Raw genomic sequence first — 13,090 nt, 5'->3', positions numbered from 1 at the left:
TAACCGCGACTATGACTACCCCGATTAGATCTGACCGAATGGTTACCCTTAAGCCTTTGGACGAAATGCCAATTCATTTTTTCTGTACATCTATTGTTCTTTACGATTCTTGACAAGAGGCAGCAGCAGGAGAGCAACCTGGAACTGAAGACGATTGCTTTGGATCTGCAGGTCCCTCCCTGTTTGTCTTTCAATCAACTGAACACGGTATCGTACTGTATTGTGGTGAACAAATAACTCTTTGGCCGTGTCCCGATAATTCCCTTCCTGATCGAGAAACACTTTGAGAGTATTAACAAGATTGGCCTGATTTGCACGGTCGTAATTTAGCAAGGGATCAAGAATTTCACGTACATAGTGAAGGGCTTCCTCCATAAGGGCGGGGTGAGTAAGCAAACGGTAGATCCCCATTTCTTGATAAAGCTGAACGCTCTTATACCCGGATACCCGAATGCCATGGTATAAGGCTTTTAACGACTCACGATATCCATCTGGAAGAGAGTACAAATCGGTTTTTTGACTTATGCCGATTGCCCAGTTCAATCGCGTGTTAAATGATTCCAAGCCGCGCAGAAGCGAGATGAATGTTTCCGCGGTATTATCGTGAAATCCCTTATCAAGCATGTCGGATGGATAAAGACAGACAATGTGATTCTCCTTGTCAATCCCGAGCAGGTAGTGATGAGCCGGTTCAAGGCGAAGAGAAAGTACATCATACATTTCTTGCACTTCCTTGAGAGAGAGGGATTCTAGCTTGATTGACAGAACGATGTATTTGGGGGACAATTCAATTCCCAATTCCCAACCTTTACGATTAACCTCTGGAAGTGTCTCAGAAGTAAGAGGATGATACAGCAGATGGGTGACAAACTCGTTCAGATATCGTCTTCGGCTCTCTTGTTCTGCGTGCAATTGCATGATTTTTAATGCTACAGCATTTTTAGCGTGAAGACACAGGTTGATCTCCTGCGGCGCTAACTGCATGTTATTCCGGAAAATGACAATGTGGCCAACCAATTCTACAGCGTTATGGACAGGCAAAAGAACAGCATCCCGATCTGCCAATCTAATGCTGTATACTTCATGAACGGGATCTATCAAGGTTTTGGAATGGGTGCTCAGGTTGAACATCTGCTGCAAATCCGTCTGGGGGAGGGGAAAGTGAGCTGGTATAACGATGGCTTTTTTCTCGTCTAACATGAAAATACCAATTGGATCACGAGCGTAGAAGTGAATTAGCTCGGCCAACTCTTCCATATCTGAATTGGCGAGTAGAATGCGGGTAAAGCTTTGATGGATTTCCTCGGAATGCAACAGGTGCTTCGCACGGTGATTAAGGATTTCGGTGAGAATCGGATTGATAAACTCAATCCATGCCTTTTCGCTGGGGAGGGAGATAATGGGGAATCCCATTTCATTTGCTGTTTGAAGCATGGTTTCGGGTATTTTTTTGATATAACGGTTTAGTTTGACGCCGAGCCCGGCAACATTACGATTTACCAGTTCCTCCACAAGGTGGTCAAGCTGTTCGGGAGACTGCAATAGAGGGTATGTTGAAGTAAGGGCAAGTTCATTTCCTTTCAGCCACTTAATCGCGTCCGGTGCATCCAGAACAGTGGTAGACTGAACGATGCGGTCAATGCCTAACGATCCTGCCAGCAAAGTAGCATGCTCCATCTCTTTCATGAGCAAGATTTCCCGTATGGCTAAACCCATTTTTCTCCTCCTCCATTTACGAATTGAATGACAGCATTTTTAAGTGTAAGTCACAGGCTTGTAAAGAGTGTACAATTCACTCTTCTTTTTTTTGGAAAAATGGTCAATAGTCGGTGAAGAAAGCGGTTGCTATGATGTAGCTAGTTAAGTAAGAAGGGGAGAACACGCATGGATGAAAAAGAAGATATTGTTGAATGGCTGGAGAAGCAGAATCCGGTATCCCTTCTCCAGGATGCAATCCGTTGCAACACTGTGAATCCACCCGGAAATGAACTTGCTCTCGCGTTAAAAATACAAAAAATTCTGAATGATTACGGGATTCCAAACGAGCTTTATCCCGCATCGCCTGGGAGAGCCAATCTAATTGCTCGGATCAACAGTGGCAAGCATGGCAAACGATTGGTATTCAGCGGCCATCTTGACACCGTGGCAATAGGAGAATCCGAGTGGGATTATCCCCCTTTCGCGGGCGAATGTGTAGAAGGCCGTATGTATGGTCGCGGAACCAGCGATATGAAAGGAGGGCTTTACAGCATGTTGCTTGCGTTTTCGTATCTTCATGAAAGAAGAGAAGAGTGGCAAGGTGAATGCCTGTTGGCCGTTACTTTTGGTGAAGAGACAGGTGGTGAAGGGGCCAAACGGATGATGTGTGATCAACAGTTGCCTACATACGATTCGATGATTATCGCGGAGCCGACAGCACACAAACTGGTCATTGCTCACAAAGGAGTCCTGTGGGTCAAAATCAAATGTTACGGCAAAAATGCCCATGCCTCCATGCCGCAGCAAGGCATGAATGCGATCTGTATGGCGCATGATTATTTTGGATGCTTGCAGCAATCTAAAATGCAAGAAACGTGCCATCCACTCCTATCCCAAACGACTTTTACCGTAACGAAAATCCAGGGGGGAGAAAAAATCAATGTAGTCCCAGATTATTGTGAAATGACTGTTGATATCAGAACCAATCCGTCGGTAAATCATTCTACTATTCTAGTACTCTTGCAAGAGACAGCAACAAGAATTGCAGGGAGTCACCCCTGTTCACGAATTGAGGTAGAAACACTGCTGGACTTGCCGGCTGTCATGACATCAGTGGAGTCTTCCATTGTTCGGACGGCGCAGAACGTTCTTTTGGAAAATGGATATTCGGACATTACCCCGATAGGAGCCAATTACTTTACGGATGGCTCTGTGTTCAGTCAGTATCAGTCAGGCGACATCCTTATAATGGGCCCCGGCATACCAGAACTGGCTCATCAGACGAATGAGTATATCGAAATAGCGGATTACAAGAAGGGAGTGAAATTTTTCTACCAAATAGCCGCAGCGTATTTAAGTGAAACGGATAACGAACGCTCATACGTGTAGGAAAGGGGAGAATGAAATGAAAAAAGCATTTGGGCTCCTATTAATGGTGTTGATATTGGTCGTCGCGGCTTGTACGCCGGCAACCAATGTGGATGAGCCAGCCAAAGGTCAAGTTGAGGCGAATGCAGGAAGCACAACGCCGGAGAAAGTCGTAATTGCGCTGGAATCGGATGCAGTTACGATGCTGGCCAATACGGACCTGAATTACGTGAACGATGTCCAACTCAGAAACATTTACGATCCGCTGGTAAGCCGTGATATAGAGGGGAAAATCATCCCAAATCTCGCCACCGAATGGAGCAATCCGGACAGTAACACATGGGAATTCAAACTGAAGGATCAAGTAGTATTCCATAATGGTAAACCCTTCAACGCGGAAGCGGTAAAATTCAACATTGACTTCATTCTCGACGAGACGAACAAATCGTTCTACCGTTCCCGCTGGCTCAATGTAAAGGAAGCACAAGTGGTCGATGATCGTACCATACGTATAATCACAACGAAGCCCTTCGCTAACTTTTTAGATCGTTTAGCCGATGACTTATTGATCATGGAGCCAAGTCACGTCAAAGAATTGGGATTGGAGAAGGCTGCAAGCAATCCGATTGGAACAGGTCCCTACAAATTCTCTGAATGGAAACGAGACCAATACTTGGAACTGGTGGCAAACGATCAGTATTGGGCTGGAAAACCTGCTATTCCAATAGTGAGGTTCCGCTATATTCCTGAATTTAGCGCAAGGCTCTCTGCACTCATGAGCGGGGAGGTGAACTTGATCAAGAACCTGCCGGTTGATTCTGTTGAGAAAATTAAGGCGCAAGGAAACGTCAAAGTGGCAGTCCGCGAATCTGCAAGGCTTAACTACGTGGCACTCAATACGTTTTACGACGGGCCTCTAAAAGATAAAAAAGTACGTCAAGCGATTCGTCACGCTATTAATGTAGATGAACTTCTTGCGTCCGTACTAAATGGATATGGAACGAAAATGACAGGTCCCTTACCTAAGGTGAACAGCGGATTTTCGGAGACGCCTGATTATGCGTATGACCAAGAGAAAGCGAAACAACTGCTGAAGGAGGCGGGGATCGAGCCTGCTCAATTGAAACTGCAACTGGATACCCCAAATGGTCGCTATCCCATGGATTCCCAGGTCGCACAGGCTATTCAAGCACAACTGGCGAGAATTGGCATCAATGTGGATGTTCAGGTGAATGAATGGGGGAACCACCTTTCCAAGATTCGAAAAAAAGAAATGAAAGATATGTATATTAACGGCTGGGGTCCGTCACTTGAACCGCAGACCACAGTCGAGGGTTTGTTTACTAAAAACGCTCCATACAGTGGGTTTTACGATTCATCCGTAGAGGAGCAAATTCAAGCGACCATTCCTGTGTTTGGAAAAGAAGAGCGGAAAAAAGGGTTTGATGCTATTCAGAATAAATTGGTAGAAGAGGCTGCCTTTCAACCGCTATGGCAACAAGCCGACATCTACGCCATGGATAAGAAACTGAAGTTTGAACCGCGGGTAGATGAACGGTTTCAAGTGCACGATATGAGTTGGTAGCGTTTTCAGATGGAATGGAGGTGAATTCATGCTGGGCTTTTTGTGCAAGCGGGTTCTTCAAATGTTCGTAGTTGTCTTTCTCGCATTGACGGCTGTCTTTTTTCTTGTGAGATTGTCCGGCGACCCAACCGCTTTGTTTCTGCCGCCGGACGCTCCACGTGAACAGCTTGAGTATTACCGGAGCCAATTGGGGTTTGACCGTCCGTTGTATGTCCAATACGGGGAGTTTATCGTGAATGCGATACAGGGCGATTTCGGGAAATCCCTTGTCGCTCGAGAAGATGCGCTTGGTCTGGTGTTGGAGCGACTTCCTGCCACGTTTCAGCTTGCTCTTTTCGCGATGGGTGTAGCGCTTCTGATATCAATCCCTATCGGAATCCTGTCTGCATACAGACGAAATTCACTATTTGACCAACTAGGTGTGACGTTAACAGTTATCGGGCAAGCGGTTCCTAACTTCTGGCTTGGCCTAATTCTGATTTACTTCTTTGGCGTAATCATGCAATGGCTGCCTACTGGTGGAGGAGGATCTGTCACCCACATGATTTTGCCCACTCTCACACTGGCTGGATACAGTATCGCGCGTTTTACCCGCTTTACCCGTTCCACCATGATTGACGTCTACAACGAAGATTATATCCGTACAGCCAAAGCGTCAGGAGCTTCAATGTTGAAAATCCTTTCCTGGTATGGTTTGAAAAATGCATCGATTCCGCTCATTACCCTAGTAGCTTTGGACCTTGGAGTGCTTCTGGGAGGGTCGGTCATCACCGAAGTGGTTTTCTCATGGCCGGGGATTGGGAAACTTTTGATGCAATCATTGTTGAGCCGAGACTTTCCTGTGGTAATGGCAACAATCTTCCTCATCTCGGTCATCTACTCGGTCGTTAATTTTCTTGCCGATCTGCTATATGCTCTCGTCAATCCGCAGATCCGGTATCGATAGGAGGGGAGGGAGATGGAAGATTTGCAGACGGCACAACCGGCTCATCCAATTGTCCGCCAGAGAGCGAAGTCTGAATTGAATGCGCTTTCGTTTTTTAAACAGCTGCGAAGAAGCTATTCCGGTATGACGGGGTTCATCATTGTTGTCATTATGCTGGTAATTGGCCTATTCGGGACATGGCTTACCCCATATGATCCCAATGTAACCGACTTTGCCCAAAAGTTGCTGCCGCCACTATCAAAAGGACATCTGTTGGGAACGGATCAGCTTGGTCGAGACCTGTTTTCCAGAATCATCGAAGGAACCAAGGTGTCGCTTTTGATCGGCGTTTGTACGGTACTGTTTGCCGGAGTGATCGGTACATTAGTTGGATTGATAGCCGGTTATTTTCGCGGTTGGGTGGATCAGCTGCTGATGCGGCTGGTAGATGTACAGCTCAGCTTCCCGTTCATTCTGCTGGTGCTCGTGATTAATGCGGTAATTGGCTCCGGGTTGAGAAACATCATTATTTCTCTGGTGATTGCAGGCTGGGTCATCTATGCTCGTGTAATTCGCGGAGAAGTTCTGGCTATTCGGGAGAAGGAGTTTATTCAGGCGTGTGTGGCAACAGGTGTTCCGGGGTGGGAAATCATTATCAAGCATATCCTGCCGAATCTGCTTACCCCGATCATCGTGCTCTCCTCCTTTCAAATTGCCACTTTTATCATTGCAGAGGCATCAGTTAGTTTTTTAGGATTTGGTGTGCAACCGCCCCAACCAGCCTGGGGAAATATGCTGAATGAAGGGAAAAACTATATTTTCAGTTCCTGGTGGTTGATTACTTTTCCCGGTGTCGCGATCGCCATCACTGCACTAGGGATTAATCTGTTGGGAGATTGGCTGCGCGATTATCTTGATCCGAAACTAAATGGGAGGTAAGGGGGCTAGCGTCTTGGCGAATTCCAATCCGATACTGGAAATCAGCAAGCTACGAATCGAATTTGATACGCCTAGAGGTGTGTTGCAGGTAGTGAACGCTATCGACTTGACTGTGCGCGAAGGAGAGACGCTGGGACTAGTAGGGGAGTCAGGTTGCGGGAAGAGCGTCACCTCCATGTCGATCATGGGACTGCTGCCTGAAGCGGTTGCTACCATATCGGGAGGCTCCATTCGTTTTCGCGGCAAAGAATTGACAACGTTGAGCGATAAAGAAATGCGCAAGGTAAGAGGTAACGAAATCTCTATTATTTTCCAGGAGCCAATGACATCGCTTAATCCTGTGTTTACCATTGCACAGCAATTGGTGGAACCCTTACGCCAGCACAAACGGCTGAGTAAGCGGGAGCGAAGGGAGCGCATTATCGAGATGCTGCGTAAGGTTGGCATTCCGCGCGCTGAGCAAATTGTGGATGAATACCCCCATCAGCTGTCGGGCGGAATGAGGCAACGCGTCATGATTGCATTGGCTATGCTTGGTGAACCTCAACTGTTGATCGCAGATGAGCCAACTACTGCGCTGGATGTCACGATACAGGCGCAAATACTTGAACTCATGAGAGCGATGAAACAGGAAAATGGGATGGCCGTCATGTTAATAACGCATGACCTTGGCGTAGTGGCGGAAATGTGCGACAGGGTGGCAGTCATGTATGCTGGTCAAGTGGTAGAAGTAGCAGAGGTGCGAGATCTGTTCGATCGGCCCAAGCATCCGTATACGAAGGGCTTGCTTAGTTCCTTACCGACGGAAAATGGACGTAAACAGCAACTGCAATCCATCAAGGGAAGTGTTCCTCGACCGAACGAATTGCCTCCAGGGTGTGCATTCGCTCCGCGCTGCCCTAATGTCAAACCGGTATGTGAGATCAAGCTTCCAGACATGTATGTCACGGAAAACCAATATTGTCGCTGTTGGATTTATGACACGAATGTAGGAGGCGGAGCATATGGAGAGGCTACCGTTGCTGGAGGTTAGGGGACTCAAAAAATATTACGAGAGCAATCAGGGATGGGCAAAGCCGAAAGGAATCGTCAAGGCGGTAGACGATATTTCATTCGCGTTGTATCGGGGAGAAACGCTTTCGCTGGTTGGAGAAAGCGGCTGCGGCAAATCGACAACGGGAAAAACCATCTTGCGCCTATATGGGCATACGGCAGGAAGTATTCATTTTGAAGGACAAGATATCGGTCAACTCGCGTATGAAGAGATGCGGCAGCTTCGGCGGGAAATGCAGATGGTTTTTCAGGATCCGTTTGCTTCATTGAATCCAAAGAAAACGGTGCGACAGATCTTATTGGAACCACTTCGAGTCCATGGCATCGGTCAGGCTTCTGAGCGATTGGGGATGGTGAAGCGCTTTCTAGAAATCGTGGGATTGGCGGAATATCATCTAGACAAGTATCCTCATGAATTTTCCGGTGGTCAGCGACAACGAATTGCAATTGCCCGTGCAGTCATATTGAAACCTAAACTAATTGTTGCCGACGAACCCGTTTCCGCACTGGATATCTCTGTTCAGTCCCAGGTAATAAATCTGTTGCTTCAATTGCAAAAAGAGCTCAATCTCGCCTATTTGTTTATCTCGCATGATCTGGGCGTGGTGAAACACATTTCGGACCGGATCGCAGTCATGTATCTGGGCAGAATTGTGGAGTTGGCGGAAGCGGAAGAACTGTTTGCAGCACCCAAACATCCTTACACCCAGTCGCTTATATCGGCTATTCCCAAGCGTCATCCGGACGAAAAGAATGATCGGATTATTCTGAAAGGGGATGTGCCCAGCCCCTCCAATCCACCCACCGGCTGCGCGTTTCATCCCCGTTGCCCAATGGTCATGGCGATTTGCGAGCACACATCGCCACCTGTCATGCAATTAGAGAATGGACATACTGTTCGGTGCCATCTATACGTGGATCATCCAAAAAATGTCTGAAATGAGGGAACTTCATGCAATTATCCATTTCCAAAGAAGAAATCAAGGAACGCCAAAGACGTTTTGCTGAGAAGTTGATAGAAAAACATATCGATGCGGCTATCCTGTTTGGTGGAGCGGATATATTTTATTTGACCGGTTTCAACTTTTTTCCAACGGAGCGACCGATCGTTTTTCTGATGGACACCAAACAGCAGAGTCATCTGTTTTTGCCTGAGATGGAGAAGGACCATGCAGAAAATTTCGCCTATGTGGATCATGTCCGTGATTATTATGAGTATCCCTCCATTTCTCATCCAATGGAGCATTTCCGTCAACTGTTGTTGGAATTGGGACTTGCCAATAAGGTAATCGGCATGGATGCACCTGGATATAGCTCGACTATGGGCTATCGCGGTCCAAAGATAGAAGAGGTGTTTAATCAAGCGAGCTATGTGTCCATAAAAAGTCTGGTAGAAACGATGAGAATGATCAAATCGTCAACGGAAATCGAATTGATCCGTGAATCTTGCCGCTGGGCCAATTTGGCTCATCAATATCTGCAGAAGTATACGAAGGAAGGTCTGAGAGAAATTGAAATCTCTAGTCGTGCCACGTTTGATGCCACACTGGCGATGAGTAAAACGCTCGGCTCAAGATATACGCCGCACGGCAACCCAGCACATGCTTTTTACCGTGGGCAAATCGGTGAAGACAGTGCTCTGCCTCACTCGGTTACCTCTAATGCGGTGATCAAACGAGGAGATGTGTTAATCAGCCAGGCTTCGGCAGACGTTTGGGGATATAAGTCTGAACTAGAACGTACCATGTTCATGACCGAAGTGAACGATAAACAAGAAGAGTACTTTTCCCTTATGAAGGGAGCGCAGGAAGTCGCATTTCAGGTAATGAAGGCGGGGATTTCCTGCTCAGAAGTGGAAAGGGCGGTTCAACGATACTACCAAGATAATGGAATCGAGCACCTCACCCTTTGTCACGTGGGGCATTCCATCGGGATTCTTGGGCATGAAGCCCCGTTTTTAGATATGGGCGATTCCACGATCATGCAGTCGGGGATGGTGTTTACTGTTGAACCAGGAATTTATGTGAAAGGACTGGGAGGCTTTCGCCATTCGGATACGGTACTCGTTACAGATAATGGCATTGAGATTCTTACCTATTATCCACGCAATCTGGAATCTCTCATTTGTAAGTAAATCGAATGAAAAGGAGTGTATGACTCATGCTGTTATCCATATCCAAATCGGAAATTATGCAAAGACAAGCTGTTTTTCAGACAAGATTGCAGCAGTCTAAGCTAGATGGCGCGGTATTATTTCGTGTGGCAGATATCTTCTATTTGACGGGATTCCATTTTCTCCCAACGGAACGTCCAATTGCGTTTCTAGTTGACCCTGGCCAACAAACCCATTTGTTTGTACCTGAATTGGAACGTGAACATGCGGAGAGCACTGCATATGTAGATCACGTCCACAGCTATCCCGAATATCCATCTCTTCGTCATCCGATGGAGTACTTGAAGGACTTGTTGCAGGAAACCCATTTTGAGGGAAAGCGGCTTGGATTGGATACGGACGGATATGGTTCATCGATGGGCTATTGTGGACCGGCGTTTTCTTCCCTGATCCACCTCCAGGAGAAAGGCTCTCTTGAAGGCTGGGTAGAGGAGATGCGATTCGTGAAATCTGTAGCAGAGATCGAATTAATTCGGGAATCTTGCCGTTGGGCAAACCTCGCGCATCAATTGCTGCAAGATTACTCTGCAGTCGGTATGAGGGAAATTGAGGTTTCCGCTCGGGCGACTATGGAGGCGACTTTGATTATGGCGGATGCACTAGGACCTTCTTACAAGCCGCACGGAACGCCAGCCAATGCCTTTTTTCGTGGCCAGGTAGGTCCCATGTCAGCGTACCCCCATTCCTTTACCCAAAACATCGTTATGAAGAAGGGGAACAACTTGGTAACAGCGGCATTGGCTGATGTCTGGGGCTACAAAAGCGAACTAGAGCGAACTATGTTTGTGGAAGAAGTGAGTCCTGAACAAGAACATTTTTTTCATCTGATGAAGCAAGCACAGGAGGTTGCTTTCGGTGCGATCAAGCCCCATATTCCGGCATCAAAAGTAGATGATGAAGTGCAGCGTTTCATCCAAGAGAACAATCTGCGTGAGTACTGCCCACATCATTCAGGTCATGCAATCGGTTTGTTAGGCCATGAAGCGCCATTCTTTGATTTGGGTGATCATACCATATTGAAGCCGGGAATGGTTTTTTCCGTCGAGCCGGGGATTTTTGTCAAGGGATTAGGTGGTTTCCGCCACTCTGATACGGTAGTTGTGACGGAGACCGGAATGGAATTCCTTACTTTTTATCCGAGGGATTTGGAATCGTTGATATGTAGTTAACGGATTCTAAACGAAGAGGAAAATGGACCCAGCCAAAGGGTTTTAAAAAAAAGGCAGTGCCTATGCTATATATCAAATTAGTCAACTTTAAAATTGCGTTCCTTCAACATAAGAAATGGGCTGGGCTGGTGCAACAACCAAAAAGGATTAATCTCCTATACGTGCTACCCATAAAGCAAAAATCGCGGCATTCTAGGACTTTATTTTCTCTTCCTAGTCTGCCGCTGTTTTCTTTGCTCGGATCAGTCAAAAGCTTTATTTTCGCATAACACCCGGGTTAGTTCTTTGTTCTCCTCGTTCAAATAGACTTCCTTGACCAATAACTCCAGACTGGCCAGCCCGCCGCGCGAGATGTTCTGCTGTGTCAGCATCGGATGCAGCTCCTAAGGGATAGCGATGATATCAGCGGGAAAGAGGTTTCTAAGACATAGGAGAAACACAAGTCAGGACGTAAGACGGGTGCTGGATGAGTCAGCAGGCAAAAAAATCGTAAAACACGTGCCTTTTCCTTTTTCACTCTTTACATTTATTTTACCGTTGACCCCCTCGATAATTCGATAACTAATCATGGTGCCGAGTCCTGTTCCTTTCTCCTTGGTGGAGTAAAACGGCATTCCTAGTCGGTTAAGTTCTGCTTGCGTCATGCCGACACCCGTGTCAATGATCTCGATTACCAAATAGTCATCCATTTTTCTGGCGTTTACTTGTAGCAGCCCGCCGATCTTCATTGCCTCAATCCCGTTCTTCATCATATTTATCAAGCATTGTTTTATTTTACATGGATTGCTTGTGAAGGATAGGGAAGGCTCAATGGTGCTGCGAATTTCCACGTTGTTAGACTGGGCGTACGGAGTGGTGATATGTATGCTTTGATCGATCAGTTGTCCTATGTCAAATTGACAAGTCTCTTCCATTTGCGGCTTTGCCCATGACAAATACTCGGTAATCACAGCTTGAACTTGATTGCATTCATGCAGCATGATCTGCAAATATTCGTTCCTTCGTTCTTCCGGAATCTCATCTTTTAAAAGCAACTGGATAAAACCGTGGACCGCAGTGAGCGGATTGCGGACTTCATGTGCTAATGCGGCGGCAAGCTGGTTCATAGCGCTCATCTTTTCCCCTCTTTGCACTTCAATCGCCATTTTATGCTTCTCAATCATTCCCTCAATCCAATAAATTGTCATCCACATGGTTATTACGTTGATCAAAATAATAGAGGCCCAAAACGAAATAGTCAATTCGCTAGATCCAACAATTATCATATCCCGATACAGCTTTATAGCCATAACAAAGAGGTACCAAATAAAGACAAGTGCCATTCCACTCATCATTTTCTGCTTTCTCGTACGTTTCTTGTAGGATAAAGCGATGTTAACGGTGATCGGAAGCATCAGGATAAATATGAAGGTTGACGAGTAAAATCCGACTCCTCCTAAATAAAAGCGGTAGGCCAGATAGACTGCGGAGACAACGAGGAAACTTCGATATCCGCCGTAGAAAAAACTGATAAGTAGTGGAATGATGCGCAGGTCGTAAATGTAGCCTGACTGTGAACGGAAGGGAAAAGTCAGGCAAAGGACAAGCGTCACTGAAGCAAGGAAGGAGATCAATAGGTGGTTGGTTGCAGGTGTTCTTCTTTTATCCAACCAAAAAAATTGATAGAAGAAGGTAGAAACTAGAATGATTAGCGTGTTTAATAACAGGATCTGAATCATCGCATTCTCCCTTTCTGTGTTGTAATTGCACTACGCTTTCGAGAGTCCTAGACAAATAAAATGCGGTATGTACAGAAAGAATATGTTATACCAACCACGAATTCAATGGGAAAATCGTTAGAAAGAAAATTAGAAAGAAAAATATTATTTCTTTGTATTTTTCAGTAGTTTCGAGTATTTCGCCCAAGCGATACAAACATTGGTATATTCTTTAGACCCTATCCGGCCTGATCAATCTCCCAAAGATTTGGTGCTTTAAGCAGCGTAGCCAAGTTTTCGCATTTGCCTTGTGCTGATCTGCCACTTGTTAACATACCCTAACGTTTTACTTCCCCGCCGTTAATTAACGAAGCGGGACTGTATTTGGTTGGGGGACGTTGACAAGTGGTTTCTTATTTATACAGCCCTAAGGTTTTGTATAAACGTCTTGATGAACCTTCATTTTTCCCAAGTACACAATGC

General features: G+C 46.1%; 11 protein-coding genes. 8 read left to right on the top strand and 3 right to left on the bottom strand.

From position 1 onward, the window contains the following. Nucleotides 1-90: 90 nt before the first annotated feature. The gene (locus tag AN963_RS09950) at nucleotides 91-1,716 is read right to left on the bottom strand and encodes a PucR family transcriptional regulator (RefSeq protein WP_055744312.1); all 1,626 of its coding nucleotides are present in this window, start codon (nucleotides 1,714-1,716) and stop codon (nucleotides 91-93) included. Nucleotides 1,717-1,884: 168 nt separating this feature from the next. Between AN963_RS09950 and AN963_RS09945 the strand changes: the two genes are divergently transcribed. From AN963_RS09945 to AN963_RS09910, 8 genes are read left to right on the top strand one after another with little or no spacing between them, the layout of a single operon-like run. Continuing rightward, on the top strand, nucleotides 1,885-3,087 hold the full coding sequence (locus tag AN963_RS09945; protein WP_055744311.1) for a M20 family metallopeptidase: 1,203 nt from the start codon (nucleotides 1,885-1,887) through the stop codon (nucleotides 3,085-3,087). A gap of 16 nt (nucleotides 3,088-3,103) precedes the next feature. Next, nucleotides 3,104-4,651, top strand: coding sequence for an ABC transporter substrate-binding protein (locus AN963_RS09940; RefSeq protein ID WP_055744310.1), 1,548 nt, complete (start codon nucleotides 3,104-3,106; stop codon nucleotides 4,649-4,651). 28 nt (nucleotides 4,652-4,679) lie between these two features. Beyond that, on the top strand, nucleotides 4,680-5,597 hold the full coding sequence (locus AN963_RS09935) for an ABC transporter permease (protein ID WP_055744309.1): 918 nt from the start codon (nucleotides 4,680-4,682) through the stop codon (nucleotides 5,595-5,597). A 12-nt stretch (nucleotides 5,598-5,609) separates the two neighbouring features. Then, nucleotides 5,610-6,515 carry an ABC transporter permease gene (locus AN963_RS09930; RefSeq protein ID WP_055744308.1) on the top strand — a complete coding sequence of 302 codons (906 nt, stop codon included), beginning with the start codon at nucleotides 5,610-5,612 and terminating at the stop codon, nucleotides 6,513-6,515. Between the two features lie 13 nt (nucleotides 6,516-6,528). Then, nucleotides 6,529-7,548 carry an ABC transporter ATP-binding protein gene (locus AN963_RS09925; RefSeq protein ID WP_407922533.1) on the top strand — a complete coding sequence of 340 codons (1,020 nt, stop codon included), beginning with the start codon at nucleotides 6,529-6,531 and terminating at the stop codon, nucleotides 7,546-7,548. Further along, nucleotides 7,520-8,506, top strand: a complete 987-nt coding sequence (locus AN963_RS09920; protein WP_055744306.1) for an ABC transporter ATP-binding protein — start codon at nucleotides 7,520-7,522, stop codon at nucleotides 8,504-8,506. Before AN963_RS09925 ends, AN963_RS09920 begins: the two co-directional genes overlap by 29 nt. 14 nt (nucleotides 8,507-8,520) lie before the next feature. Then, nucleotides 8,521-9,702 carry a M24 family metallopeptidase gene (locus AN963_RS09915; RefSeq protein WP_055744305.1) on the top strand — a complete coding sequence of 394 codons (1,182 nt, stop codon included), beginning with the start codon at nucleotides 8,521-8,523 and terminating at the stop codon, nucleotides 9,700-9,702. A 26-nt stretch (nucleotides 9,703-9,728) separates the two neighbouring features. Continuing rightward, entirely contained in the window at nucleotides 9,729-10,910 is a 1,182-nt protein-coding gene (locus AN963_RS09910) for a M24 family metallopeptidase (RefSeq protein ID WP_055744304.1), read from the top strand. A gap of 242 nt (nucleotides 10,911-11,152) precedes the next feature. On the opposite strand, the gene AN963_RS32255 is transcribed toward AN963_RS09910, so the two are convergent. Next, entirely contained in the window at nucleotides 11,153-11,281 is a 129-nt protein-coding gene (locus AN963_RS32255) for a hypothetical protein (RefSeq protein ID WP_269084386.1), read from the bottom strand. Between the two features lie 72 nt (nucleotides 11,282-11,353). Continuing rightward, nucleotides 11,354-12,628 (bottom strand): ATP-binding protein, encoded by a 1,275-nt coding sequence (locus tag AN963_RS09905; protein ID WP_055744303.1) that lies wholly within the window; start codon nucleotides 12,626-12,628, stop codon nucleotides 11,354-11,356. Nucleotides 12,629-13,090: the final 462 nt, after the last annotated feature.

This window comes from Brevibacillus choshinensis (assembly GCF_001420695.1).
Taxonomy (GTDB): Bacteria; Bacillota; Bacilli; order Brevibacillales; family Brevibacillaceae; genus Brevibacillus; species Brevibacillus choshinensis.
This window is presented reverse-complemented; position numbering and strand designations above follow the sequence as displayed.

Excerpts from the sequence above, each read along its gene's own strand:
- AN963_RS09950 (WP_055744312.1), bottom strand. The coding sequence starts at position 1,716 with ATGGGTTTAGCCATACGGGAAATCTTGCTCATGAAAGAGATGGAGCAT.
- AN963_RS09945 (WP_055744311.1), top strand. The coding sequence starts at position 1,885 with ATGGATGAAAAAGAAGATATTGTTGAATGGCTGGAGAAGCAGAATCCG.
- AN963_RS09940 (WP_055744310.1), top strand. The coding sequence starts at position 3,104 with ATGAAAAAAGCATTTGGGCTCCTATTAATGGTGTTGATATTGGTCGTC.
- AN963_RS09935 (WP_055744309.1), top strand. The coding sequence starts at position 4,680 with ATGCTGGGCTTTTTGTGCAAGCGGGTTCTTCAAATGTTCGTAGTTGTC.
- AN963_RS09930 (WP_055744308.1), top strand. The coding sequence starts at position 5,610 with ATGGAAGATTTGCAGACGGCACAACCGGCTCATCCAATTGTCCGCCAG.
- AN963_RS09920 (WP_055744306.1), top strand. The coding sequence starts at position 7,520 with ATGGAGAGGCTACCGTTGCTGGAGGTTAGGGGACTCAAAAAATATTAC.
- AN963_RS09915 (WP_055744305.1), top strand. The coding sequence starts at position 8,521 with ATGCAATTATCCATTTCCAAAGAAGAAATCAAGGAACGCCAAAGACGT.
- AN963_RS09910 (WP_055744304.1), top strand. The coding sequence starts at position 9,729 with ATGCTGTTATCCATATCCAAATCGGAAATTATGCAAAGACAAGCTGTT.
- AN963_RS32255 (WP_269084386.1), bottom strand. The coding sequence starts at position 11,281 with ATGCTGACACAGCAGAACATCTCGCGCGGCGGGCTGGCCAGTCTGGAG.
- AN963_RS09905 (WP_055744303.1), bottom strand. The coding sequence starts at position 12,628 with ATGATTCAGATCCTGTTATTAAACACGCTAATCATTCTAGTTTCTACC.